Raw genomic sequence first — 2,694 nt, 5'->3', positions numbered from 1 at the left:
GCCCTTCCGCCGCCCGCCGAAACGCGGTTTGGCGCCTTTCGACGCTGGTGGGGCGAGTACGCCTTCGCGCAAGCGGCGACGCTGGCGGTGCTGACGGCGTTTGCCGTCTTTCTCGCCGCCAACGTGCTTTCCAGCATGCATCGGCTCGGCATGGAGCCGAACCTCGCCTATTTGAGCCAGCCGGCCAACTTCGACATTTCCGAGTCTCTCATCGCTTATCGCGCCGGAGATCCCTATTGGCGCGCGATCGTCGTGGGCGTGCTCAACACCCTGAAACTCGCGGCGAGCGGGTGCGCGCTGGCGACGGCGCTCGGCCTCGCTTTGGGGCTGGCGCGCGTCGGCGGCAACGCTCTGCTGTCACGGCTCGTCGAGGCCTACGTCGAGGTCGTGCGCAACACGCCGCTGATGCTTCAACTCTTCTTCTGGATCGCCTCGACCCACGCTCTGCCGCCGGTGCGGCAGGCGCTTCAGCCGCTGCCTTCGACGTTTCTCTCGGTGCGCGGCGTCTTTCTGCCCTGGGTCAACGTCGAGAGCGGCGAGATCTGGCCCATTTTTGCATTGCTGGCGGCTCTCGCGCTTGCCGCGCGCTACGTTCACAAGCGCCTGCGACGTCCACTGACAGCCAACGAGTGGGCGCTCATCGCGCTGATCGCTGTCGGCGGTTCCATCGCGTGGATTGCCTCCCAGGACATCCGCATCTCGCTCGATCTGCCGCGGCTCAAGGGTTTCAATATCGTCGGCGGCATTGGGCTGACGCCCGAGTTCGCGGCGATGCTGGCGGGGCTTTCGGTCTACTACGCCGCCAGCGTGTCCGAGATCGTGCGCGCCGGCTTGCAATCGGTAACCAAGGGACAATGGGAGGCCGGCCGCACGCTGGGGTTTTCACGCGGACGCATCCTGCAACTCATCGTGCTGCCGCAGGCGATGCGCGTCATCACGCCGCTGATGACGTCAACTTATCTCGATCTCACCAAGGACACCACGCTTGGCGTGCTGATCGGCTTCACCGAAATGACCGCGGTGATCAAGACCAGCGCCAACAACACGGGCAATGCGGTGGAGACGCTTCTGGTGCTGGTTGTCGTATTTCTCTCAATCAGTCTGCCGGTTTCGGCGGCGATCAACGCCTACAATAGAGCTTTGGCGCGACGCGGAGTGGCGACGTCATGACACTGCGACTCGAAGCGGGAGCGCGGCCCACGGACGACACGGCTTCGCTGCGCGATCGTCTGGCGGCCATCGTCGGCTCGCCGAGCAACGCCGTGGTTACCGCGCTCGTCGCGCTCATCTTTGCCGCGGGCGTCCGGCTGTTCCTGCGCTGGGCGATATTCGACGCCGCCTGGAGCGGCGGCCCGGAGGCCTGCAAGACGCACGCCGGCGCTTGCTGGCCCTTCGTTGCCGCCAACGCCCGGCTGATGTTCTTTGGCGTCTATCCACAGGCGGTGCTTTGGCGCGCGGTCGCAAGCCTTGTGCTGATGATCGCGGTGATCGCGGCCAGCATGATCCCGCGATTCTGGGGCTGGCCGCTCGCTCTGGGTTGGGTGGTCGCGCCGACCGCAACGTGTCTGTTGTTGTCGGGCGCGTTTACGGCGACGCCGGTCTCGACCAACGATTGGGGCGGGCTGCCGCTAACGCTGCTGGTTTGGATGATTGCATTCGGGGGCGCCTTCGTCATCGCGGTTCCCCTTGCGCTGGCGCGCCGCTCGCAACTCGGCGGATTGCGCACGGCCGCGATCGCGACAATCGAACTTGTCCGCGCCGTGCCGATGCTGGTGGCGCTCTATGTCAGCCGTTTCATCGTGCCGATGATGGCGCCGGCGTTCGACATCAATCTATTTGTCAGCGTCGAGGCTGCGCTGATTCTGTTCGTCGCCTCCTATCTCGCCGAGATTCTTCGCGCCGGCCTGCAATCGTTGCCTCCGGGCCAGACAGAGGCGGCGCGCGCGCTGGGCTTGGGCTACGCGCGCACGATGCAGCTCATCCTGCTGCCGCAAGCTTTGCGCGCGGTCATCCCGGCGCTTGTCAATCTCGGCATTGGCGTCCTGTTGAGCACGCCGCTCGTCGCCGTCATCGGCATGACCGATTTCCTGAGCGCGGTGCGCGAAGCCGCCAGCCATGAGCAGGACTGGCCAGGCTGCTACAACGTCGCCTATTTCGTCGCTGGCGCCGTCTTCTTCTCGATCTGCTTCGTCGCCTCGCGCTACAGCCGCTGGCTGGAAAAACACTTGCGTGCGTCGGGCCCCTCGTGAACCGAGAAAGCGTTTCGTCATGAGCCAACACCAATCTCCCTCGGCGCTTCCTGCGGCGGCGCATCGCCCGGCGGTGGAGTTCGTCGGCGTCAACAAGTGGTTCGGCGGCTTTCACGTGCTCAAGAACATTCATCTTCAAGTGCGCGTCGGCGAACGCGTCGTCGTCTGCGGACCGTCGGGATCGGGCAAGTCGACGCTGATCCGCTGCGTCAACCGGCTGGAGGAGCATCAGCGCGGCACGATCACGGTCGACGGGATCGAACTGACCGCTGATCTCAAGCGGATCGACGCGATCCGCCGCGACGTCGGCATGGTGTTCCAGCAGTTCAACCTGTTCCCGCACCTGACGATCCTGGACAATTGCACGCTGGCGCCGATCTGGGTCCGGAAAATGCCGCGCCGCGACGCCGAGGCGCTCGCCATGCGGCTGCTGACCCGCGTCAAG

General features: G+C 65.3%; 3 protein-coding genes. All 3 read left to right on the top strand.

Translation table 11 applies throughout. The features are described from left to right. Nucleotides 1-1,170 (top strand): ABC transporter permease subunit (locus ABSF49_RS21440; RefSeq protein ID WP_424114659.1); only part of this gene is annotated, 1,170 nt, incomplete at its 5' end. Further along, the gene (locus ABSF49_RS21435; RefSeq protein ID WP_424114658.1) at nt 1,167-2,249 is read left to right on the top strand and encodes an amino acid ABC transporter permease; all 1,083 of its coding nucleotides are present in this window, start codon (nt 1,167-1,169) and stop codon (nt 2,247-2,249) included. The genes ABSF49_RS21440 and ABSF49_RS21435, both read left to right, overlap by 4 nt. A 19-nt stretch (nt 2,250-2,268) precedes the next feature. Then, nucleotides 2,269-2,694 (top strand): amino acid ABC transporter ATP-binding protein (locus ABSF49_RS21430; RefSeq protein WP_424114657.1); only part of this gene is annotated, 426 nt, incomplete at its 3' end.

It is taken from the genome of Roseiarcus sp., from assembly GCF_049514155.1.
Classification (GTDB): domain Bacteria; phylum Pseudomonadota; class Alphaproteobacteria; order Rhizobiales; family Beijerinckiaceae; genus Roseiarcus.
This window is presented reverse-complemented; position numbering and strand designations above follow the sequence as displayed.